The sequence below is a fragment of the Bacillus sp. BHET2 genome (genome assembly GCF_005938125.1).
In the GTDB taxonomy this organism is placed as follows: Bacteria; Bacillota; Bacilli; order Bacillales; family Bacillaceae_B; genus Rossellomorea.
In genome coordinates this window covers 442,902-465,574 of record NZ_VCQN01000001.1, presented here as the reverse complement: position 1 = coordinate 465,574, position 22,673 = coordinate 442,902, and the positions used below count along the sequence as shown (strand labels likewise).

Here is a 22,673-nt window from a genome sequence, read left to right as displayed (position 1 = left end):
AGTTTATTCGGGTTACACCAGGGTTAAGACTGAATGATTAAAATTGAAAAATCCCCCGGTTCTATGCCAGGGGGCTCATCATCCTACATCGTAAACGGTGGAATGTATCGCCCATCCACATCTGTAAACGCATATTCTTTAGCAAGTTCTCCGACTTTCAACACCTGACCTGTCTTCTCCATCACGTTCGAATCCATCGCAAGCGCCGTAATGGCACGTCCCACATAATGTGGCGTTTCAGATGACTTTAAGTCTTCTGAATCCTGCCAGTGTTCCTCATCCACTCCCATATGCTTAAGCACAAGCTCTGTCCTCATAAATCCTGGTGACACAGCAAGAACCGCGATATTGTTGTCTTTTAATTCTTCTGAAAGTCCGTACGCCATGCGGACGAGTGCGTTCTTCGCCAGATCATAATAGAACTGCCCCGTGTACTTTCCATCATCCCAGAAAGTCGTATGAACAATCATTCCTTCTTTATTTTCACGAAGTAGAGGTATGGCGAAATGATTCGTTGCCAGCTGAGCTCGTACACCTGCAGTGAACATCGTATCCCAGTTCGCAAGAGGGATCTCCCAGAATGGACCCGGATTCACTCCGATGTCATGGGCGCCCCACACATTATTGATCAGGATATCGAGCTTTCCTTGTTCTTCACGAATTTGCCCGATGACTGCTTCTGTTTCCGCATCGATCGTATGGTCACAGCGAACCGCGATTCCTTTTCCGCCAGCTTCTTCAATTTGAGTAACCGTGTCGTCAATCGTTCCCGGAAAGTTCTTGGTTGCATTCCCTTTTTTGCTGCGCCCCGTCACATACACAGTCGCCCCAGCTTTTCCTAATTCAACAGCAATGGCACGGCCAGCTCCCCGGCTTCCTCCTGTTACAAGTGCAATCTTTCCTATTAGTGATTTCATTGATTCCATTCCTTTCTTCATGTTAGACAACCTTATTATACGTTTCCTTTGACCTGAAGCAAAAGCTCCTTGAAATGGAAGAAGCAGCGGTTGCATTTTATTGTCGAATGGAATAAATTCTACCTTTCTCCGATACGTTATAGAAATACGAATATCGTGAGGAGAATCCCATGAAAAACATTATTTTATTTGCTGATCCCGGCATAGATGACTCCATTGCCATCATGTATGCCCTGTTGAGTCCGGACATAAAGGTACTTGGCATCGTATCCAGCTACGGAAATGTCAGGAAGGAGCAAGCCACCGATATCATCGCTTATCTGCTTAAGCTTGCAGGAAGGACGGATGTACCGATCATCGGCGGTTCCAACACCCCTTCTTCCGGGAAAATCCCCACCTACTATCCCGAAATCCATGGAAAGGACGGTTTGGGACCGATCCGTCCTCCGGATAACTTCTCAGGTGAATTCACCAACTTCTCGACTCTATACACCATCATCGAGGAGAATGACGATGTCACGATTGTGGATGTCGGAAGAAACACGTCACTCGCCTCCCTTTACGTTTTAGGAGAAGATATTGCCAAGAAAGTGAAGGAATTTTATATCATGGGGGGAGCTTTCTTCGTCCCCGGAAATGTGACGCCTTCAGCAGAAGCCAATTTCTACGGGGACCCCATTGCATCAGAACTTGTAGTCAAAAAACTCGATAACCTCTACATTGCCCCGTTGAACGTCACCAACAAGGCGATCATCACCCTAGAACAAATCAAGACCATTCAGGAGATGACCGATAACCCCCTCGTCCAGATCATGGATGACGTTATGACATACTATATCAATGCCTATAAGAAACTGGTCCCCGGTATAAACGGAGCCCCCCTACACGATGTCGTGACCCTATCCCTGATGGTGAATCCTGACATGGGGAAGACCATCAGAAGGGAAGTCGAAGTCCTGACCTCAGGACTCGGACAGGGTACATCCATCGCCGACTTCAGGGTCAGCTCCAAGCCGGCTGAAAAGAACATCAATATCTTCCTGAAGATCGACTATCAGATGTTTGTGGAAGATTTCATAAAGGTCATGACAGGAAAAAAACGATAATATAAATGTAGCCTCACCCTTTTTCACGTAACCTTAAATTTGGAGATTGAAGCGATACTTGAAGTGGATAGGCAACTGTGACTATTAATAAAAGGTAAATAAGTAGAGGTCCGTCCCTCAGTGCGTTAACGCGTTGAGGGACGGACCTTTACTTTTGATACATAGGAGCATTTCCCTGATCATTTGCTTCTTTTCGGTTTGTTTGTAAATACTCTCTCAGCAGGTTTTGTTAAATAAGAAAATTAATAGACAAGCCCTTTTAAAGAAACCATGAACACAAAAAATGAGACAATATAAAACAGGTATCCACTATACGACTTAGGGCTTTTCTTCAACTCTTCCGTTCCCATGACCACTAAAAGTACACTCAACAAGAGCATGATAAATGGCAGGAGTTCAGTTTTTTCCGTACTGAATAATCCATAAACAGATAACACTAACACAATGATGCTGACCACTATTCTCACTATTTTTAACATTGTTAGCCCCCAGTGAATGCTTAGTATTTTATAAAAGGCGAGGACGCCAGACTTTTTTCCTCTTTTTATTTCATTCTATACCTCAATTAATTTCGTTTCCTTCTTTACTCTTAATCAGAATCTGATAAGAATCATCCTGAACCAATGCCTTCATCTTTTCAGATTTCAGGACTTCATCAATCCTTAGTTCGAGCTGTTGGGCAAACTCCTCCGCCTCTACATCTTTGCTAGAAATCGTAAGAGATACTAAAATTTGCGGACTGGGATGCACAGTAAACCCCACTGTTTTCACCTTATACTCTTCCTTACCCATTAGATCATGGTGAATCGGCATAAGAACCTGTGACCATCTTCCTTCTTGTTTCTTTTTGCTAACGCTCACTTTCTTTATTTTAATTGGAATCTCTGTGAGCTGATTAGTAGCCATCACGTCGTTTACAATTCTCTTGATTTCGTTCGTTCTTTCCTCAGTTTTTGGAATTTCCACTACTATGGATTTGGGATTTTCGAATTGGAATATACTTGATATTTTAATATTTCGTTTTGATGCTTCTTTCCTCGTTTCAGAGTCAATTAATTGGAATTCCCTACTCCTCCTCTGTACCTGTTCATCCTTAACTGGTATTTTCTCCTCCTGTTTCCTAACTACTTTCCAGGTGTATGCATCATATCCCTTTGATTCAAGAACATTCGAGACAATGCCCCCTACCTTTTCTTTTATCATTTCATATTGGGGTATCTGACCTCTGATTCCAATTATAATTTCTTTTTCTTGAGTGATTGTCAGGTTTATCTTATTAACGTCATATCCTTCTCTTTGAAGGCTCTCTGAAATCGCCTCTAATATCCCCTCATCCGAATACAAGATCTCTCCGATAATCGGAATCTTTGAAACCACTTTTGCCATCGCTGGTGAAACAGTGCCAGAACTAAGGAACATGCCAATCAGCACAACCGCTGCACTACAAACATAGGTCCATTTTTCCCTAACCTTTTTTCGATGCCGTTTTCCCTTTTTAATAGCTTGTTCGATTGAAAAGGTTAACCTCTCTTCAGGAATGTGAATCGCTTCGATTTCCTTCTTTACCTTGTTGGATAAATCGTTCATCATATTCACCTCTCTCCAAATCTGACTTCAACTGATTGATCGCTCTATGTATTCTCGTTTTAACCGTACCCTCTTGGCATTCTAATAATTCCGCTATTTCCTTAATGGGGAGATCCTTATAATATCTAAGAATGATGGCTGTTTTATAGAGGGGATCTAACCTGTCGATTGCTCCACCCAAATCCAATTTGTCCTCCAGCTGAAGATTCTCTATTTTAAAGAACTCACCCATGTCCTCTATTGGGACTACCCTTCTATGCTTCTTAAGATAATCCAATGCGGAATGAATGAGGATCCTTGATAGCCAAGTGGAAAAATACTGTGGCTCCTTCAATTTTTTGATCGATAGAAAAGCTTTATATATCGCATCCTGAACTATATCAAGAGCATCATCTTCATTCTTAACGTATACGTAGGCAAGACGATAGAGTTTGTTCTTCTCTATTTGAATAAGATCTTGAAATGCTTTTTCATCCCCTCTTTTCGCCTCGCGGATTGTTTTCTCTCTCAACATGCCCTCACCTCTTTTTCTACAAGTTAGACTGATGGGATGATTAAAACGTTTCATGAAATGTAGATTATTTTTAATAAATGAGAATAGTAGAATATGTCTTAATGCAACATCTCTCTTACAAAAGGACCCACTCCGCTGATTTTCATGATAGACGTCTATATCATGTATCGTACTGCAACTTTTATATTTTATCTTGCACTAAACGCCAAAAATGAGACTATCTCTCTTACATAAGGGAAGACTCGTCAAAAATTGACGAGTCTTCCTATAACCTAAAATATCTTTTTCATTTTTACTAATTCCGACCAAGACCGATACCTCTACATCTCTTACTTCTTCACCAACAATTCCACCAACCCATGATAATGAGGTTCCCCATGTCCCAAATCCAATTGTAGAGATTGAGAAGAGTAGATTACCTTGTATCCTTGGAAGATTCCTTCTAACTCATCCTTCGTAAAATAATGTGTATAACCCTTTGTTTTTGGATTAAAGACCGTATTCGTAAACTCGTCTACGACTAAATGACGTCTCTTATCTAAACTTGGATCATGGACGTCAAAAGCATGAATATAAACCATACCGCCATCCACTAATCCTTCCTTCACTTTCTGAACGATTCTTTTGATTGTATCGTCATGAAAGAAATTAAGTACATTCGATAGGATTATTAGTGAGCACGATCCCGGAGCTATGGAATATTCGGCTAGATCGGCAACGGTCGTTTTCATGTCCAATCCTGCTTCCGAAGCGTAATGCCTACATCGGTCAATTGCCGTATCAGAAATATCAACTCCTTCTACGACGTATCCTCTACTTGCAAAATAGAGAGCGTTTTTCCCTTCTCCCACTCCCAAATCAAGAATCTTCCCTTTACTTGGTATTACTTTTTCATAGTGGAGCAACATTTCTTTCGGTTGAAACCCCCATAGGTTTCTCTCTTCTTTGTACTTTTCATTCCAGAAAACCTGTGCTTCTTTCATTTTGACCTCCATTTGAAACATAGAAAGCTCACCTTTGTTTCTTCATCAATATTAGGATAGTAACTGCCAATACGATTGATATGACCGTTATGATGGCTGAATATCGTGTAATCATAAAGAAAAACTCTGGATAAGGAGTGGTTGAAAATGTGTACATTCCGTCTCCATTTGATGCCTTAAATACTCTTTTCATACCAATTAATAACAATAGAAACGATAGCATAAAAGAGTAAATACCCGTTTTCACAATAATTTTTTCCATTCTATTACCCTATCAATTTTTCAATCAATACTTTCAATACCATTACGAAAACTGCCTTTTCAAATATAGTTCCAGTAAAATAAAAAGAACACATTCCAATCACTATGCAGTTCTTTATGCAGCATGACCTTTTATTCTGATTATACCAAAAGTTGGATAATCCTTCCACACAAGATTCATACAGTAAGAATTTGCTATAATGAATGTAGACGTAAAATGATTGAAGGGAGACTGTCCATCATGATCATTCGAGAAACAATAGATTCATTTATCATGATTAAACAGCATGACCACGCCTTTTTATCAGGTGACATCATGAAGCATGTAAAACCCACTCTTCTGGAATCGGACAAATTTTTTGATGATCTCATTCTTGCAGCCTATCAACACGACCGGAGCTGGACCAAACTGGATTCAACCCCAATATGGAATGATCGTGAGAAGAAACCTTTCACCTTTTCAGACTATCCCCTTCTGCCAAAAATGGCACTGTACAAAATCGGCCTGAACGAGATTGAGAACATGAATCCTTACTCGTGTCTTCTCTGCAGCCTGCATTTCTGCTCCTTCTTTTCCCAATCGACAAATCAGGATTGCCTTTCATTCTTAAAAGAAGAAGCCGATCGGCAATGGCATATTAAAAAGAGGCTGCCTGAGATCCAAGACCAACTACTCTTACAGCATTTCAGATTACTTCAATTTTCTGATGACCTGTCTTTATACCTGTGTTTAAATGAGCCAGGAGCAGGTATTGCCAACGAACATCCCTGGTTTACTAATGGATTCAAGCATACAGAGATGTTTCACCCCGGCAACCAACCACTCAAAGCTCAATGGCTGGATGCTGAACACGTCTCTCTCGATTCATTTCCGTTTATCGATGATTTCCAAGTGACATTACCGTATAAATTGGTATCCAAACAAGAGATCGATGATTCAGGTATTGCCGAGGCTTATGAGAACAGTGATTTGGAGAAACAGAATATTGTACTGAAGAAATGAGAAAAGGAAACTGCACCTCTTGCTATACTCCACAATTCTGCTAGTGCCTCTGATTTTCAAATTCTACGAAAAGACATGTGAAAAACGTGTCTTTTTTTGTTGAATGCTTCTATAAGTTTGTGGCCATTTCGAATATTTAACTAGAAATAGCGAATGTTATGGATAATATCTTATTACCGATCATGTTCAGGAGAGAGAAACCATATGTCCAAAACCATAAAGATCCGTTTAAAAAAGATAAGTTATTCCCTTCTATTTCTAGTTATCCTTCTCTTCATATTAAACCTTGTTCTTGACAATACGACCCTCAGCCAAAGGCAAAAAACAGGGGATATTCCCCAGGAAGGAACGGATGGAAATGAAGAAACAAAGATCACGACCATCCTTTCCAACATGAGCTTAGATGAGAAAATAGGTCAACTAATCATAGCAGGATTCAGTGGTACACAAGAAGATGCACGAACAAAAAAACTAATCCAACAGTACAGTGTTGGAGGATTTATCTTCTTCTCCACTAATTTAGATGGACCACAACAAACCGTACAGCTTCTTAATAACTTGAAGAAAGACAATGAAAACAACCCTTTACCACTCTTCTTAAGTGTCGACCAAGAAGGCGGTCAAGTGACCAGACTGCCTGGCGGGCTCATAAACTTCCCAACAAATGAAAAGATAGGAGCGATGAATGACCCAGACTTGTCGTATGAGGTTGGATCCATTCTAGGGAAAGAGTTAAAGGAATATGGATTCAACCTCGACTTCGCACCTGTTCTTGACATCAACAGCAATCCCTCAAATCCGGTTATCGGGGATCGCTCATTTGGAGATAACGCACCTATTGTTAGTGAACTCGGTATTCAAACAATGAAGGGAATTCAATCTCAGGGCGTCATATCCTCCATTAAGCACTTTCCAGGCCACGGGGACACTGCCGTAGATTCGCATTTAGAACTTCCGATCGTAAATAAGAGCGTTCAAGAACTGGAAGAACTTGAACTCGATCCATTTAAGCAGGCCATAAACAGTGGAGCCGACCTTGTGATGGTTGCCCATATTTTACTGCCTAAACTAGACAGAGACAACCCTGCTTCTTTGTCAAAAAACGTGATAGACCTCCTGAGGAATAAGCTGCATTTCGATGGTGCAGTCATCACTGATGACTTGACCATGAAAGCTATCACGAACAACTACGGAATTGGTCAGGCTGCGGTTCAATCAGTGATTGCAGGAAGTGATATTCTGTTGATTGCCCATGACTATGAAATGATCGTCGAAGCAATCGACTCTCTAAGAAATGCGGTTCGGAGCGGGGAAATTTCAGAGAACAGGTTGGATTTAAGTGTTAGAAGAATCATTGAACTAAAGCAGAAATACAAACTATCCGATACTCAAACAGGAACCGCTGATGTAAACCATCTTAACCAATCCATTCAGTCCCTCAAAAAGAAGATGTCATATTAGCTGAAATCGCAGACTCCCTATAGAAAGAAGGAGTCTCTTTTTTGAGTTTAGGAAGTGTATATTTATCGCTGCTTTCAGTTGTCGAACCAGAACCTTCTTTACCTTATTAAAAATGCACATAAGGTTTGATCTTAGTGATCAAATTCCAAATTCCAGAACAGAGCCATTCAATTACCCCCATACTAATTATTTTCTTTAAATACACATTTCGATGATCCAACTTTATAAAATCTACGTTTACTTAGCAGCTTCACAAAAAATCACACATTCTCATCAAAAAATAACACATACCGATTCATACAGAGGTATCCAAATGTGTGCTAAAAAGAAAATTCATTTGTCCGTTCTGTTACATATCATCATTTTTTCACTTTTATTCACATCCAATCTATTGTTTCATCAGTGATTCTTATCTATCATTTAAACTATCAAACTACGAAAGGACGTTGACAATGCTGCCCGTTGATAGACAAGAACAGATTCTAGTATGGCTTGAAAAGGAAGGAACCCTCCGAGTATCAGACATCAGCACCCGCCTCGGTGTTTCTGAGATGACCGTATACCGAGACCTCAAACCTCTTATGGATAAAAATAAGATTCAAAAGACTTCCAACGGTATTTCGACCATCACGAATCATGCCATTCCGTCTAGTAACTGCATCTATTGCTTGAAACCGGCTACTTCCAGAAGATCGGTTCAATTGGTGAAGAAAGATCATACAATCGAACATGCCTGCTGCCCTCATTGTGGATTGCTTCGTTATGGCGATATCAAGGAAGAAGTAGTGCAGATTCTCTGTCATGATTTCTTAACAGATGTGACCATAAGCGGGAAGACGGCCACTTACCTTGTGGATGCCGACTTGAACCTGAATTGCTGTCACCCTCAGGTGATTGCATTCGAATCGAACAAACTAGCCCGTCAATTCCAAACTGGATTTGGAGGCCAAATACACAACTTTCAACAGGCGATCTCGGTTATCTCGAACGAAATGCAGGGGCCAGACTGCTGCAAAGACTAAGAAAAGAGGAATCATATATGCGAAAACAATCGAAGGTATCTCCCTATCAAACCATTTGGAGGTGGCATTTCTATGCGGGTATCATTATTTCTCCATTCTTACTCATCCTCGCTGTTACGGGGTCCATTTATCTATTCAAACCCCAGATCGAACAGAACCTTTACAAAGACTATTATGAAGTAACTGCACAAGGGGAAAAACTCTCTCCGTCTATGCAAATCCAAGAAGTAAAACGGATTCATCCCGATGCCCAAATCACCAAATACCGTCAAGGAGAAACCCCTGACCGCTCGAGTGAAATCGGCATAAGTACCTCTGATGGATCTGCCACGGTTTACCTTGATCCCTACACGGGAAAATCATTAGGCGAGTTAAAGCCTGAAGATAAATTCATGAATAAAATCGAGGAAATTCATGGAGAATTGATGGCAGGAACGACAGGGGACCGAATTGTAGAGCTTGCTGCCTGTTGGGCCATTGTACTCATTGTTACCGGTTTATTCCTTTGGTTTCCACGAAAGAAAGACAAGTTTTCTGGGGTATTCTTCCCTCGTTTCCGAAAAGGAAAGAGCATCCTTCTCAGGGATCTTCACGCTGTACCAGCTTTCTGGATTACTTCCGGTATGCTCTTCCTGATTATGACAGGCTTACCATGGTCCGGCTTCTGGGGAACGAACTTCCAGAACATCATGACCAATTCCGGTGCAGGATACCCTCCATCCATCTGGTCAGGGGATGCTCCTGAATCGGTCCTGAAAACGAGTGAAATTGCCGAAGTTCCATGGGCCGCTGAAAATCTGGATGTACCCGTATCAGCCCTGGAGGGGTTTACTCCTCTATCCATGATCGACGTGGTGAACATAGCAGAAAGAGAAGGGATCGACCCAGGTTATACGGTTTACATCCCTCAGGATGAAAAGGGAATCTACACCTTATCTGCATTCCCTGATAAAGCTCAGGATGAAGTCACCATGCATCTCGATCAATATACAGGCGCCGTACTCGCTGATTATCGATTTGCCAATTACGGTACTGTCGCAAAAGTCGTCGCCATGGGCATTACCTTGCACACAGGTAAGCAATTCGGCTTGATTAACCAATTGATCAGTCTCTTCATTTGCCTCGGAATCATCCTGGTTGTTGTGAGCGGTTTTTATTTATGGTTAAAGCGGAAACCAAAAAAAGAAATGGGTGCACCGAAAGGGCCAAGCATCTTAAAGATGAAATCCTTCCTGCTACTTATGATCATCTTAAGCATTTTGTTCCCACTGGTCGGGCTTTCCTTGATTGTTGTGCTGCTTCTTGACTGGCTGGTGATCAAACGGATTCCTACACTAAACAAATTCCTTGGTTCGGAATAAGAAAGGACAAATCTTCATGAAAAACAATTGGAAATACCTTAGCATCATCTTATTCTGTATGGTCCTCGTAGCCTGTCAACCGAAAGAGGATGCAGCAAATCTATATCCTCAGGAATCCCCCCTTCAGACAGATATCACCATACCTGAAGACTTTACCGGGAGTGAACCGATCAAGATTTCACTGACCCAGGACGGACATACTGTTGATGATGCCGATTTTGTCCATGTAGAAATATGGAAAGGCGACGGCTCTTTTCATGATGAAATGAAAGAAACAATAAATGCAGGAGATGGATTCTATACCTTCAACAAAAAACTGACAGAAGATGGCCTTTATTACATCAAGGTTCACGCTGGAAATAAAGGCTCAACGATCATGCCGACTCTCCCTTTCGCTGTCGGTGAGTTGTCCAAAGCCGATGTCGAAGCCTTGAATGATCAAGCACCTGATGACAGCGGAGACCACAGTCAGCACCATTAATTACGTGTGTCCTACAAAGAGACAAAAAGACCGACAGCAGATCTCTCATCGCTGTCGGTCTTTTTCCGTTTTATTTCATCGATTGTTTGATTTATGATGGAATGGAAGTCTTCACTTCCTTTATCACCTTTTCTTTCCCTTCCAATGATTTCGTTATCACATAGTAAAGGCCAGTCCCCGTGAGACCAAGTATCAACAGGATTCCTCCCATTGCTACAGGACTGATCCATTCTCCCACGATGATCAGTAGTGATGCAATGATCATCGCTCCATAAAAGGTCAAGCTGTAAAACGCCATGTATGTACTACGAGCATTTGATGGTGCAAGGTCTCCAATCATCGCCTGCTTGATGGGAACATACATCAGCTCCCCGAATGTCCCAACAAAACTAAGAATCAAGAGAAACAGAATATTGTTTGTAAAGGCAAAGGCACTGAAACAAACAGAGAAGATGAACATCCCCGTTATAAGAGTCCAGCGATCTTTCCACTTCTTGAATAAGAATAAGACCACGGCGGATAATAGCACGACCAATAATGTATTTTCTGTTCTCAGGAAACCAAGCATCCTTGTCCCATCCAGCATGAAGTCAATGCCAAACAGGGAAGCAGATTGCTCGGGTATATCCCTCTCAAGTCGAATTCCGACATAATTGGTTAAGGACTGTTCCAAAGTGAAAATGAAGACGGCTCCGATGATGTAAAACATAAATAACTTGTCTTTCAATACAGTTGTATAACTTTGAACCATCGCTGAAGATGAAGATTTGCTTTGAGTGGTGGAAGGTTCAGGTGTGTAGGTTTCTGAGATGAAGTAGTAGGTTACAAGGACGGACAGGAGTGAGATCCCTGATATCCCAAGGAATAATTCATACAAATAAGATTTAAATAGAAAAGCTCCGATGATGCCCCCGATTGCAGTGGCCAGGTTCCCTAACCAGTAGCTGATTGTGAAAATGAGCTTCCTTGAATCCGTATCGGTCACATCAATAATCATCGCCTGGGCAGCAGGTTGAAACATCCCTCCTGCAAACATATTTAATACAAAGAACGCCGCCGATACATATGGTAAGTCAAACCAAGGTGAATTGCACAGGGCAATGAAGAAGAAGGTCACCATGATCCCCAGTTCTGCGTAAATCATGATCTTGCGGCGCCCGATTTTATCCGAAACATGCCCTCCGATAAACCCACCGATGATGCCGCTGATGACAATCAAGATCAGGATGATGCCTGTTTGGGTTGCCCCGATTTTTCGGGCGAAATAGATCGCCATGAAAGGGATGACGGCCATGGATACAAGTCCACCAAGGAACTGCATGACAAGTCGTAATTTAAGGTTCGGATGGATATCTCGTATTCTCATGAGCACTCCCACCCTTCCGTTACAGGTCCGAATAATCTCAGCGCCTGTATTTTCATATTGTCCCAGATTAGATTGGTGTGATCATCAATAAAGGTCAGTCTCAACCCATTCAAAAGGGATATATACGATTGGGCCATCAACACTGGCGAACCTTCATAGAAATCCCCCCGCTCCTGTCCTTTCTTTATGATGGGGGTAATACACTCAACAAAGACATCGACAAAGTCACTTAGTTCACGAAACAGCACAGGATAGCGCTCCGGCCTCGCCAACACCTGTTGAGACAGTCTCAGGAAATCCTTTTTCTTTGAAAATACGTCCAACTGGCAACCGATCATTTCTTTTACCATCTCCATCGGCGTCCCGCTATACCGCTCCCCGATATCCATAAAGTGTGGCTTAATCTCCTCAAGGGGTTCCAGAATTGCAGCCTCATAGAGTACTTCCTTAGTGGCAAAATAGGTAAACACCGACCCAAAGCTGACTCCTGCCTCCTTGGCAATCGCAGCGATTCTCGTTTCAGCAAACCCGTTTTCACTGTATGTTTTGACAGCAGCTTGAAGGATGGCCGCCCGCTTTTTTTTCTTTTTATCTTCTAATGTCAAATTGATTCCTCCTCTGTTTCAAAATTGATTGATTAATCAATCTTTATTTTACTGTCATTTTATTCCATGGTCAATGAGTTTTTTTCGACAAAAAAAAGCGGCTGTTGCTTGATGTTTTTCAACATAAGCAACAGCCGCTTTAAACGGAATCAATGTAAACAATCTCTGCACTTTCAATGATGCTAAAATGCCCCGTGAGAATCCACAGGGCATTTCTGAATTTATTTATGTCAGACATGTGTTAAGGAAGGATTAACTATAAGAAACCTCTTTATCTCTTAATCCAAGTGCCTTTGCAGTAGATGTATGAATCTCTCTGAAGAGCTCCGCATTTTCTGCCAATGCCACGCCATAAGACGGAATCATTTCTTTTATCTTCGGCTCCCACTCATTTTTATGCTGCGGGAAACATTTATCCATTACTTCTAGCATGACGTGAACGGCCGTAGAGGCACCTGGAGATGCTCCTAGCAACGCTGCGATGGAACCGTCTGAAGCACTGACCACTTCCGTACCGAATTGAAGCGTACCTTTACCGGCGTCTGTATCCTTTATGACCTGAACCCGCTGGCCGGCTACGACAATATCCCAGTCCTCACTTTTAGCGTTCGGGATGAAATCCCGTAATTCATCCATGCGTTTTTCATTTGACAGCAGCACTTGCTGAATCAAATATTTGGTTAATCCCATTTCTTTCATACCTGCCGCCAACATCGTGAAGAGATTGTTTGGTTTCACCGAGCTGATTAAATCCATATTGGAACCGGTTTTTAAGAATTTCGGTGAAAACCCGGCAAATGGCCCGAATAGCAATGATTTCTTGTTATCGATGTAGCGTGTATCAAGATGCGGTACCGACATCGGGGGAGCTCCGACTTTGGCCTTCCCATATACCTTTCCGTGATGCTGTGCAATCACTTCGGGATTATTACATACCAGGAATAGCCCACTTACGGGGAATCCGCCAATTTGTTTAGACTCTGGAATTCCGGTTTTTTGCAGTAAAGGAAGACTTCCGCCCCCTCCACCGATAAAGACGAATTTTGCCGTGTGGTATTCGATTTTACCCCCTTCTAAATCATGGACTTTTACTTCCCATGAGCCGTCTGAGGTCCGTTTGATATCCTCCACACTATGCTTGTAGTTAAGTTCGACATTTTCATTCTTTAAATGGTCGAACAGCATGCGGGTCAAGGCTCCGAAATTGACATCCGTACCAGAATCAATTTTCGTTGCTGCAATTGGTTCGTCTGATGTACGACCTTCCATGATTAAAGGGATCCATTGCTTCAATTTCTCTGGATCATCGGAAAATTCCATGCCTTCAAACAGAGGACTCGCTGACAGCGCTTCCAATCGTTTTTTCAAAAATTCTACATTTTCTTCCCCTTGAACCATACTCATATGAGGAATCGGCATGATGAATTCCTGTGGATTACCAATAAGATTGCGGTTTACCAGATAAGACCAAAACTGTCTTGATAGTTGAAACTGTTCATTCACTTTAATCGCTTTCGCTATGTCTATCGATCCATCAGGCTTTTCGGATGTATAATTGAGCTCACACAGTGCAGAATGGCCGGTTCCAGCATTATTCCATTCGTTCGAGCTCTCTTCGCCTGAATTTGCAAGTTTTTCAAAGACTTTGATTTCCCATTCCGGTGCCAATTCTTTCAGCATCGACCCTAGTGTCGCACTCATTACTCCGGCACCAATTAAAATAACATCTGTTTTCTTCTGTAAGCTGCTCATTATAACCTTCCTCATCCACTATATTTGCAGGCGCGAACTTCGAGCACCTTCATTTGTTCACAAAAAACATACTATATTCTATTATACTGATTTATAGTGTAAATTATCTAGTATTATCTGATTATTATAAACTAATTTAAGAAAAAACAAAAGTGTAAAAAGTATTCTTATGGGCTCATGAACACTTAAAAATAAAGGTTTGTATGCATATGTTTCAGGATAAAAACCAGGCATCGCAACGTAAAATCCAACTACTTCACTAGATTTACTTATTCGTTTTTTTAGAAAAATATTTTCTGAAAAAGATTTCTATAAAAACGATAATAGTAAGCAAAGGAATGAACCCCCAGTCTCTCATTAAAGAAACATACCGGTACCGTTCTCGTAATTAGACCCGATAGGTGAGAGAGCTTTGGATAATGTATATTTCCGACTGAATTTTGATGATATATGCATGAAATTCTTCCTTTTTTAGCTTAATGACGACTATTTACGACCTTACTCTTGGTCAATGGAAGACCCTTATTTTCCATTATATTCTACAATTGATTTTATGAGCCGGTTCTCACTATTTTCGAGCCCCATTTTAACTATATGAGCCTGTTTCTTTCACTTATGAGCCAGAAATCTCATATATGAGCCACTATTTCATTTTATGTGCCTTATGTCGAAAAGTGTAGGTTATCAAGCCAATAGAGCAATCCCATTTTTCTAAAATACAGCCCGCTCCATTTAAAGCGGGCTTCTACTACTCTACTTATTTCTCTTAGATCGGAACGGCCACCATACCCCATTTCCGAATGAAACGGTCATGGCCGGAATCAATAATGGTAGCACTATCAATCCATATAGAAGCAATCCGGTGATGACGATTGTGGCGATTTGTACTAGACTGAGAACACCTGATGGAACCATAGCCCCAAACGTTCCCGCCAGGATGATCGCCGCTGTGATGATAACGGTCCCCATCTTGGCCATTGATGCTTTCATGGCGTCCACCACGGTCATCCCTCCTGCCGACTCTTCACGGAACCGGTCCATTAGGAAGATCGAGTAGTCCACTCCAAGGGCAACGAGCATAACAAAGCCGAAAAACGGCACGGCCCAACTGATGCCGTCATAACCCAAACCATTTACAAAGATCCATTCTGCGACTGCCACAGATGTAAAGTACGTCAGAAGCAGAGATCCGATCATGTACAGAGGCATGATGAACGATCTGAATAAAATAGCGAGTACCACGAACAGGCTGATAAGCATGATGGTCACCGTCTGGGTGAAATCACTCGTCGAGATACCACTCAGGTCCCGGTTGATGCTTGATACCCCACCGATAGCAACCTCACTACCCTCAAGAGGTGTATCCTTGATCACACGCTCGGTCGTTTCATTAATTCGATCGACGGTATCGATCGCTTCCGGTGAGTACGGATTATCGGACAAGATAACCTCTAGCTTCATCCCAGTTCCATCCCCGAAGGCATATCGGTCAATCACTTGAGCAAAGTCTTTATTCTCTAACGATCCTGGCGGTAAATACAAACCCGTATCACGAATGGTTTCACTATCACTCATCCCCTGAAGCTGTTCACCTGCTTGATTTAACCCACCAGTGATTTGATTCAATCCTTCCAATGGGTTCGGTGTCCCTGCTTGAGGTGAAGAGGATTGAGGTGTCATGGAAGCCTGTTGACTTAGTCCTTGCACAGCCTGTTTGAGACCATCAGCGGCTTGATTTACGCCTTCAGCAATCTTACCAAGCTGGTAGTCCGCATTAAATTCCTCGATGACATCTCCTGCAGGACGTGTGATAGACCGGACACTCTTTACCCCTTCGACTTTAGCAAGCTCACGGCTCAGCTTTTCAACGTATGGTACAACATCCTCCGTCACAAGCGAATCATCACTTGATAACAGAACCTGAACCGGCAGGGAATCTCCCTGACCGAATCCTTCTTCAATGGCTTGAAGACCTTTTACGGAATCATAACTGTTCCCGATTTCATCCACTGTGTTAAATGAAAGGGCATCATCATACGTGAACAACAATGGCACTGTGATGATCGCCACCACTGCCATGGACATGAGTGGACGATTGACGGAAAGCTTCCCCATCCACGCCCACAACTTGCTGTCATTATGGGAAACGGACTTCTTTGATGGCCAGAACAACTTTTCCTTTAGCGTCGCCATGAAAAATGGCATAACTGTGCTCAGCACAAGCAGCAGGACGGCAATCCCGACAGCCACGGCCACGCCTGATTTAAAGATTGGAAAATCAGCAAATCCGATGGCGAAGAATCCAATGAACACGGCGAGTCCGCTTATGTAAAGCGTGCGTCCCGCTGTCTTATACGTACGGATGATCGCTTCATTAATGGACTGCCCCGCCCCCAGTTCCTCTTTGAACCGGCTCAGTAATAGGATGCAATAATCCGTCCCGATTCCGAAAAGGATGGCAACAAGGAAGATTTGTGTGTAGTTCGATACTGGAAACCCAAACCAATCAATAAAGAACGCCACAATGGATTGACTCAGTAAATACGTGATCCCCACTGACACAAGGGGAATCAGCGGTGTGACGATAGAACGGAACACAGCCAATAGCAAGGCAAAGATCAGCACGACCGTAATAATTTCCGTTCGCTTCAATCCTTCCTGTGCGCTCAGGTTCACATCATTATTGATGATGGCTTCTCCAGTTAGGTAAACGGATGACTGCCCTTTGAGAATGTCTGATTTTATAGAGTCAGCAAGCTCCACCACTTGTTCCTGCGTTCCGTCGATTGTGATCGGAACAAGGACAGTCTTCCCGTCTTTTGATACGAGCTGATCTTCCAGTTCCTTGCTTCCGAATGGATCTAGAACCGAACTGACCGGTTCTCCAAGATCTATCAATTTTTCCACATTTGATGCAATGTCTTTCTTATCTGAATCCGTCATTTTCTTATCCAGGGAATAGACTAAGGAGATTGTTTCTTCCCCTGCCCCGGCATCGTTCAGCAAATCCATCGCCTTCTGGGAAGCAGCGTTATCCGGCAGCTGGAACGTTCCTGCCTCCTCTGCCTGCTTCGTCAGGTTCGGCGCTATGACAAACAACAGGGCCGTCACAATGAGCAAGGCAATCGTTATCGGCCACTTAAACTTTATTATCGATTTCATTTTCTTTCCCCCTCCAACTTCAAGATTGATTTAATCTTCCGGAACATCGACAGAAATTGATCCAGCTCCTCATCTTTCATTTGATCAGCGAATAAGGCTTCGATATAGGTATACACCGCTTGATCCGACTCCATCACGACACCTCGCCCTTCCTCAGTCAAAACGACCAGCTTAGAACGCTGATCACCCTCAGATTTTACGATTTCTATCAATCTTTTCTCCTCAAGCTTCTTCAGCCGGTTGGAGATAGCACTCTTATGAACGCACTGAAGCTCCGCTATCATTCCGGCTGGAAGCGGACCGTTCTTATTCACAAGCTTCAGCATCTGAATCTGTTCAGGTGAATATTCCTGCCACACATCTGCCTTCACATTCTTCAACACCCGCTCTGTCCCAAACACCATCACGTCCTCAAACAGCTCGACAGCTTCAATTAACCGCTCATCCAATTAGTTGACCCCCTAAACTATATATTCTATTTTATAGTTTAGGGGGTCAACTAACTAGAGTCAAGGGAAAGGTATTGATAAGTGTAATTAATAAAGCGAAGATAAATATTTTCAGAATTTATTGACAAATATACTTAATAGAATCATATAATGGTATTACCATATATAAAATTGGTATTACCAATCAGGAGGTACTTGTAATGAAAGAACGTTCATCCGACATCATCTCCCGCGACATCTCCCGTGCCATATTAGGGGGTGGCCTGAAGAATCAGGCATCTCTGCAATCGGAAAGGGAATTAGCCGCCTATTACAAAGTGGGACGCCCCACCATTCGTGAAGCTCTGCAGCGCCTCGAACGTGATGGCTGGATCACAAGCCGGAAAGGAATGCCCCCTATAGTGAACGATTACTGGAGGGATGGGAATTTAATGACAATCGTGACGATCCTTCAGCATGAGGATGAGATTCCAGACGAATTCATCATTCACATGCTCGAACTGCGCGTCTCGATTACGCCCACCTATTTCAGGGATGCCCTTCTGAACAACAGACTTAAGGTCATTTCCCTCTTCGTCCCGTTTGAAGACGTAACGGACGATGCTTATTGGTATGCAGACTTCGACTGGCATATTCAGCAACAAGTTGCCATGCTGTCAGCAAATCCCATCTATCTGTTGATCTTGAACAGCTTTAAAGATATATACATCAGAATGGCGGAAAAATATTTCACCACTCCCTCGCACCGAGCAGCTTTACGTGACTATTACGACAGGCTTCTGAAATGGATTTTAGACGGGGATATACCTAAAGCAGAACAAACCATCCGGGACATGATGGAAACCAGCTTACGTCTTTGGAAACAAAAAATGAATGGGGGCAATGAATGATGAAAGAAAATCGATTGTATCGGGATTTCTTTTTGCACTTTGACATATTGGTTATGATGGTCATTTTCCTTGGCGTACTGGGCTTTTTGATGACAATGAAACTATCGCTATTCAGCGTCTTATTTTTCGCGGTGGGAATCGTTGCTTACATGTTCAGCGAATACCTCACCCACCGCTTTCTCTTTCATATTAAGACACCAAAGAATCCTTTTTTACTGAATTTAATTAAGCGCTTACACTATGACCATCATAAAAAACCAAACGATCTGAAGCTGCTTTTTCTTCCGATCTGGTACAGTGCTCCAAACCTGTTCGTCCTGTGTCTCCTGTTTTATTTTATGACCGGCTCAATTACATTCACCCTTGCCTTTGCAACTGGAGTCCTTTTCATGTTCTTTGTTTACGAATGGAAGCACTATGTCGCTCATAGACCTTTCAAACCGAAAACACGATTCGGGAAGTGGCTAAAAAAAACGCATACCTTACATCATTACAAGAACGAAAATTACTGGTACGGTGTATCCACCCCTTTTATCGATATATTATTTGGAACTCTGAAGGACGAAAAAGAAGTGGAAACAAGTCAAACGGCAAAGGATTTAGAGAAGCGAGCATAAAAAAGTCCAATCGGGTCTAAACTGACTCGATTGGACTCTTTTTAAATTATTCCCACTTAAACACATAACTGGCCAGAGCAAATCCGCCAACCAGCCAAGCACTTAAGATGAGCGTCTCCGTCCCCAATTCCAAGAAAGGTGTTCCGAGATTCATCGTCTCCCGCAACGCCGAACTCAGATGAGCGATGGGAAGCACCTTCACAATCGGCTGAATGATGTCCGGCATATTGTTGATCGGGAAAAATACTCCCCCGAGAAATAACATCGGAAACGTCACGAATCCCGCAATAGGTCCCGCACTTTCAGGGTTCTTCGCGAGTCCGGCAATGATAAATCCGAGAGACATGAATGCTAAGGTCCCAAGGATGATGAAGAAGATCATCGCAAGCCAGGAACCGGCTACATTTATGTCAAAAATTAGATTGGCAATCAGAACGACGAGCAACGCCTGAGTTCCGTTCAGCATCAAGCGGGCCGTGATTTGAGCCGCGATAAAAGTAGAAGCCTTCAACCTCGTCCCCTGCATTCTGCGAAGGATCCCCCGTTCACGCCATGCGGATATTTGTCCGGCCACCCCGTTCATGTTATTACTCATGATCATCATGGCTACAATCCCTGGAACGAGAAAATCCACATATCGAAGGTTAAGTGCTTCGATCCCTATTTTCTCCACCGTCACAAGGGGCTTGTAGTCAACCAGCTCTTTACTGTATTGATCGATGATTCCATTCACGACCGTCAGTCCAAGTTCTGACGTGGTCAGATTTTTCTCATTAAAGTATACAGGCAAGGAAAAAGCCTGATTTCGATCTTTCAGATTGTCTTCATATCCTTTAGGAATGTTAATAAGAAGCTGGATATCCCCATTTTCAACAGCTTCTTTTCCAGCTTTAACGTTCACATATTTCGAGGCATCGATCCCTTCATTTTGAAAGAATAGCTCCTTTAATTCCTTCGAAGCATCAGTTTGATCACTGTCTATCATCCCCACTGTCAGAGAGAGTGAATTCCCCCCTCCAGCAAATGACCCCAGCGCCACCATCAGAATAACCGGAAATAGTAATGTGAAGAAAAGGACTTGCTTGTTCCGTCCAAAAATCCGTAATTGTGCCAGTGTTAACTGCCAATAAGCTCTCATGATTCCCGGAGCCTCCTTCCTGTCATATGAATGAACACATCCTCTAGTGTTGCTTGACGGGTCTGTAAATCCTCTATTTTTAAATTGTGCTCCGTCGACAACTGGATCAAGGAAGTAAGAGCCAGCTGAAGCTCATCCGTATACAGTTGGACAAATGTATCCTTGATGGCCACTTCCTCGACTCCTTCCATTCTCATAAACCAATCCTGCTCTGGAGGATTGGTGAGATGAAATTCGATCGTGCTCGTCGACTGGAGGGTTTTCACGAGATTCGCCGGGGTATCGAGTGCGATCAGCTCCCCTTGGTCCATGATGCCGATGCGGTCACAGAGTACATGAGCTTCATCCATGTAGTGGGTGGAAAGAATCACTGTCTTCCCCCGCTCCTTCAATCGAAGGACAATATCCCAAAGCGTTCGTCTTGCCTGTGGATCCAAACCCGTTGTTGGTTCATCGAGAAACACAATATTCGGATCATGGATCAGTGCAAGGGCAATCGCTAACCTCTGCTTTTGACCACCAGACAGTCCCTTGACCCGGTCCTTACGCTTCTCGGTGAGGAGCATATCCTCGATCAATTGATCAATATTCACATGACTCGGATAAAAACTCGCATACAAATGGAGAATCTCCTCCACTTTCAAAAGTTCAAATAACGAGGTCGACTGAAGCTGAACTCCAATCACCTCTTTCACCTTATTCACTTGTTTCCGGACATCAAAGCCTGCTAGACTTGCCGTCCCTTCATCTGGCTTTCTGAGACCGACAAGCATTTCGATCGTCGTCGTTTTACCTGCACCGTTCGGACCAAGTAGCCCGAAGATCTCACCCTTCTCCACCTGGAAGCGGACACCCTTCACTGCCGTAAAGGAACCGTATTTTTTCACAAGATCCTTAACATCGACCATGACTTCGTTTGGCATAAAGAGCCTCCTTTAACAAAAATGTGACCGCCCATGAGCGAGCGGTCCGTTCTCTGATGTTTATACGCGATGATGATCTGCACGCCAATTTTGCACTGCTTTTTTAATATCAGTCGGGCTTAAGTTCTCTGATAATGTGCGTTCCACCAACGCCGGAAATTCTTCATCCGGAGCAAATCGTAATGCGATGATTTGCTTTAGGGATAATGCAGAAGCCAATGAATCACCTGTTAAACGATAATAACGGAAATTTTCCTCCGTCCGGATGACCCGGTCCTGAACCTGAAGGGCATACGTTCTAAGCTTCACCCCTATCAGAATCATCGTTAACACAATGAATAACACCAAAAAGCTGATTAACGTCTCCTCACCCACATTTTTCACAAAAAACGTAATCGTTAAAATGAGTGTGATGAGTGATAATAGGGCAATCCCAACATGAAATGCCGGATCGATCTTACTGTGATTTTCATAGTTTTGTTGTTTCATATGTACCTCCATAGGTTAATAGATTCATTATATACCAGATAAGCACTGGATAGTGTTTTATGAACACACTTTAAGATTATATTCTTGAGTTCTCAGGGTTATGCAGGGGACGGTATGACCGACCCCTCCCTATACAATATATGTATATTTTTCCATTTAAAGGTGGTAAAATGGTTAGAGAAGCTTCTGCAGCTGAATCTACACCTACTTTTGTTTCATAAAGCCATAAAGGAGGTTTTGTCATTGGTTTGGTTATTCGTTCTGATTCCCTTCTCGTTTATGCTGGGCGTTGTCATTGTGGGGAGCATTAAAGAGACGTATTTCTCCCAAGGGTTTCTCAAGGGAGATTGCTACGACACCCATAAGAGCGAGGGGTATGACGCATACTGTCGAGGTCAATCCAATCAATTGAAGTTCTGGACAGGTGGAAGGTGAAAGAATTGTTTTTTAAAGGCATTGCTGAGCGCAATGCCTTTTTCTATCCACCTGTTTGAATACTTTCTGAACGGTGCCGAATATGAGTAGAAACACCACTTTGTTAGAAATAGCACCTTTTATAGGTCGCATTTAATTTCTTCACCACTCC

At 42.7% G+C, this 22,673-nt stretch carries 23 protein-coding genes; 9 read left to right on the top strand and 14 right to left on the bottom strand.

The window, feature by feature from the left end; genetic code table 11:
* Positions 1 to 83 precede the first annotated feature (83 nt).
* Positions 84 to 917, bottom strand: a complete 834-nt coding sequence (locus tag FGG79_RS02405) for an SDR family NAD(P)-dependent oxidoreductase (protein WP_138777542.1) — start codon at positions 915 to 917, stop codon at positions 84 to 86.
* 170 nt (positions 918 to 1,087) lie between these two features.
* Here FGG79_RS02405 and FGG79_RS02400 point away from each other — a divergent pair, with 170 nt between their 5' ends.
* Complete coding sequence (locus FGG79_RS02400) at positions 1,088 to 2,023, top strand: nucleoside hydrolase (protein WP_138776158.1); 936 nt, start codon at positions 1,088 to 1,090, stop codon at positions 2,021 to 2,023.
* Between the two features lie 242 nt (positions 2,024 to 2,265).
* On the opposite strand, the gene FGG79_RS02395 is transcribed toward FGG79_RS02400, so the two are convergent.
* The 5 genes from FGG79_RS02395 to FGG79_RS02375 form a co-directional block, all read right to left on the bottom strand.
* A complete protein-coding gene (locus FGG79_RS02395; protein ID WP_138776157.1) occupies positions 2,266 to 2,502 on the bottom strand; it encodes a DUF3953 domain-containing protein in 237 nt (78 codons plus the stop codon).
* 82 nt (positions 2,503 to 2,584) lie between these two features.
* Positions 2,585 to 3,610 carry a DUF4030 domain-containing protein gene (locus FGG79_RS02390; protein WP_171050755.1) on the bottom strand — a complete coding sequence of 342 codons (1,026 nt, stop codon included), beginning with the start codon at positions 3,608 to 3,610 and terminating at the stop codon, positions 2,585 to 2,587.
* Positions 3,555 to 4,124, bottom strand: coding sequence for a sigma-70 family RNA polymerase sigma factor (locus FGG79_RS02385; RefSeq protein WP_138776155.1), 570 nt, complete (start codon positions 4,122 to 4,124; stop codon positions 3,555 to 3,557). Before FGG79_RS02385 ends, FGG79_RS02390 begins: the two co-directional genes overlap by 56 nt.
* A gap of 329 nt (positions 4,125 to 4,453) precedes the next feature.
* On the bottom strand, positions 4,454 to 5,107 hold the full coding sequence (locus FGG79_RS02380; protein ID WP_171050754.1) for a class I SAM-dependent methyltransferase: 654 nt from the start codon (positions 5,105 to 5,107) through the stop codon (positions 4,454 to 4,456).
* 28 nt (positions 5,108 to 5,135) lie between these two features.
* Complete coding sequence (locus FGG79_RS02375; RefSeq protein WP_138776153.1) at positions 5,136 to 5,369, bottom strand: hypothetical protein; 234 nt, start codon at positions 5,367 to 5,369, stop codon at positions 5,136 to 5,138.
* A 240-nt stretch (positions 5,370 to 5,609) separates the two neighbouring features.
* Between FGG79_RS02375 and FGG79_RS02370 the strand changes: the two genes are divergently transcribed.
* The 5 genes from FGG79_RS02370 (at position 5,610) to FGG79_RS02350 (ending at position 10,696) form a co-directional block, all read left to right on the top strand.
* A complete protein-coding gene (locus tag FGG79_RS02370; RefSeq protein ID WP_240794181.1) occupies positions 5,610 to 6,371 on the top strand; it encodes a DUF3891 family protein in 762 nt (253 codons plus the stop codon).
* A 204-nt stretch (positions 6,372 to 6,575) separates the two neighbouring features.
* Positions 6,576 to 7,832, top strand: a complete 1,257-nt coding sequence (gene nagZ / locus FGG79_RS02365; protein WP_346764013.1) for a beta-N-acetylhexosaminidase — start codon at positions 6,576 to 6,578, stop codon at positions 7,830 to 7,832.
* A 452-nt stretch (positions 7,833 to 8,284) separates the two neighbouring features.
* Positions 8,285 to 8,854, top strand: a complete 570-nt coding sequence (locus tag FGG79_RS02360) for a DeoR family transcriptional regulator (protein WP_138776150.1) — start codon at positions 8,285 to 8,287, stop codon at positions 8,852 to 8,854.
* 17 nt (positions 8,855 to 8,871) lie between these two features.
* On the top strand, positions 8,872 to 10,215 hold the full coding sequence (locus tag FGG79_RS02355) for a PepSY-associated TM helix domain-containing protein (RefSeq protein ID WP_138776149.1): 1,344 nt from the start codon (positions 8,872 to 8,874) through the stop codon (positions 10,213 to 10,215).
* A 16-nt stretch (positions 10,216 to 10,231) separates the two neighbouring features.
* On the top strand, positions 10,232 to 10,696 hold the full coding sequence (locus FGG79_RS02350; RefSeq protein WP_138776148.1) for a FixH family protein: 465 nt from the start codon (positions 10,232 to 10,234) through the stop codon (positions 10,694 to 10,696).
* A 91-nt stretch (positions 10,697 to 10,787) separates the two neighbouring features.
* Here FGG79_RS02350 and FGG79_RS02345 read toward each other — a convergent pair whose 3' ends face one another.
* From FGG79_RS02345 to FGG79_RS02325, 5 genes are all read right to left on the bottom strand, one after another.
* The gene (locus tag FGG79_RS02345; protein ID WP_138776147.1) at positions 10,788 to 12,062 is read right to left on the bottom strand and encodes an MFS transporter; all 1,275 of its coding nucleotides are present in this window, start codon (positions 12,060 to 12,062) and stop codon (positions 10,788 to 10,790) included.
* Complete coding sequence (locus FGG79_RS02340) at positions 12,059 to 12,667, bottom strand: TetR/AcrR family transcriptional regulator (protein ID WP_240794180.1); 609 nt, start codon at positions 12,665 to 12,667, stop codon at positions 12,059 to 12,061. The genes FGG79_RS02345 and FGG79_RS02340 overlap by 4 nt, the downstream gene beginning before the upstream one ends.
* Positions 12,668 to 12,919: 252 nt before the next feature.
* Positions 12,920 to 14,419 (bottom strand): malate:quinone oxidoreductase, encoded by a 1,500-nt coding sequence (locus FGG79_RS02335; RefSeq protein WP_138776145.1) that lies wholly within the window; start codon positions 14,417 to 14,419, stop codon positions 12,920 to 12,922.
* Positions 14,420 to 15,172: 753 nt separating this feature from the next.
* Positions 15,173 to 17,581: an MMPL family transporter gene (locus FGG79_RS02330; protein ID WP_138776144.1), complete on the bottom strand. Its 2,409-nt coding sequence runs from the start codon at positions 17,579 to 17,581 to the stop codon at positions 15,173 to 15,175.
* Positions 17,578 to 18,030, bottom strand: coding sequence for a MarR family winged helix-turn-helix transcriptional regulator (locus FGG79_RS02325; protein WP_138776143.1), 453 nt, complete (start codon positions 18,028 to 18,030; stop codon positions 17,578 to 17,580). The genes FGG79_RS02330 and FGG79_RS02325 overlap by 4 nt, the downstream gene beginning before the upstream one ends.
* A gap of 200 nt (positions 18,031 to 18,230) precedes the next feature.
* On the opposite strand from FGG79_RS02325, the gene FGG79_RS02320 reads away from it, so the two are divergent.
* Positions 18,231 to 18,920, top strand: coding sequence for a GntR family transcriptional regulator (locus FGG79_RS02320; protein ID WP_138776142.1), 690 nt, complete (start codon positions 18,231 to 18,233; stop codon positions 18,918 to 18,920).
* On the top strand, positions 18,920 to 19,537 hold the full coding sequence (locus FGG79_RS02315; RefSeq protein WP_138776141.1) for a sterol desaturase family protein: 618 nt from the start codon (positions 18,920 to 18,922) through the stop codon (positions 19,535 to 19,537). Before FGG79_RS02320 ends, FGG79_RS02315 begins: the two co-directional genes overlap by 1 nt.
* Before the next feature lie 46 nt (positions 19,538 to 19,583).
* Here FGG79_RS02315 and FGG79_RS02310 read toward each other — a convergent pair whose 3' ends face one another.
* From FGG79_RS02310 to FGG79_RS02300, 3 genes are read right to left on the bottom strand one after another with little or no spacing between them, the layout of a single operon-like run.
* A complete protein-coding gene (locus FGG79_RS02310) occupies positions 19,584 to 20,675 on the bottom strand; it encodes an ABC transporter permease (RefSeq protein ID WP_138776140.1) in 1,092 nt (363 codons plus the stop codon).
* Positions 20,672 to 21,598, bottom strand: coding sequence for an ABC transporter ATP-binding protein (locus FGG79_RS02305; protein WP_138776139.1), 927 nt, complete (start codon positions 21,596 to 21,598; stop codon positions 20,672 to 20,674). The genes FGG79_RS02310 and FGG79_RS02305 overlap by 4 nt, the downstream gene beginning before the upstream one ends.
* Before the next feature lie 60 nt (positions 21,599 to 21,658).
* Positions 21,659 to 22,087: a DUF6526 family protein gene (locus FGG79_RS02300; RefSeq protein WP_138776138.1), complete on the bottom strand. Its 429-nt coding sequence runs from the start codon at positions 22,085 to 22,087 to the stop codon at positions 21,659 to 21,661.
* A gap of 243 nt (positions 22,088 to 22,330) precedes the next feature.
* Here FGG79_RS02300 and FGG79_RS02295 point away from each other — a divergent pair, with 243 nt between their 5' ends.
* Positions 22,331 to 22,522: a hypothetical protein gene (locus tag FGG79_RS02295; RefSeq protein ID WP_138776137.1), complete on the top strand. Its 192-nt coding sequence runs from the start codon at positions 22,331 to 22,333 to the stop codon at positions 22,520 to 22,522.
* The last annotated feature ends 151 nt before the right edge of the window (positions 22,523 to 22,673 follow it).